A 660-nucleotide genomic window follows, 5' to 3' on the forward strand; every position below is an offset into this window, starting at 1 on the left:
ACGCGCACGCTGGCCTCGTGGAAGCGATGCGCGCGAACTTTCCTGGGACGTCGTGGCAACGGTGCCGCACGCACTACGCCGCGAATCTCATGTCAGTGACCCCGAAGAGCATGTGGCCGGCGGTGAAAGCGATGCTGCATTCCGTGTACGACCAGCCTGATGGGACAAGTGTTGAGGCGCAGTTCGACAGGCTCCTGGACTACGTCGAGGGCAAGCTCCCTGAGGTGTTTGATCACCTCGATGCTGCCCGGGCTGACATCCTCGCGTTTACCACGTTCCCGAAAGATGTGTGGCAGCAGATCTGGTCGAATGACCCGAACGAGCGCCTGAACCGCGAGATCCGCCGTCGCACTGATGTTGTTGGGATCTTCCCGAACCGGGCCGCGATCATCAGGCTCGTCGGGGCGGTCCTTGCAGAACAGTCCGACGAATGGGCTGAGGGACGCCGTTACCTCGGTCTTGACGTGCTCGCGAGGTGCCGCCTCACGCTCGTAGACACCGAGAATATCGAGCACCACGATCTCCCCGAGCTCGAGGCCGCAGCATGAGCACCGACGCCCGAACTACTGGGCTGCACCACGTTGCCGCGAACGATCTCCCCAGCAGCATCCACGACCACAACGAAAACTAGCCCCCACAACCTCGAAGGATCACGAAACG

At 62.0% G+C, this 660-nt stretch carries 1 protein-coding gene; it reads left to right on the forward strand.

What is annotated here, in order from left to right:
* A partial coding sequence (locus NHL51_RS13810; RefSeq protein ID WP_434144649.1) for a transposase occupies positions 1–548 on the forward strand: 548 nt, incomplete at its 5' end.
* Positions 549–660 lie beyond the last annotated feature (112 nt).

Source organism: Leucobacter sp. gxy201, from assembly GCF_051043335.1.
Taxonomy (GTDB): domain Bacteria; phylum Actinomycetota; class Actinomycetes; order Actinomycetales; family Microbacteriaceae; genus Leucobacter.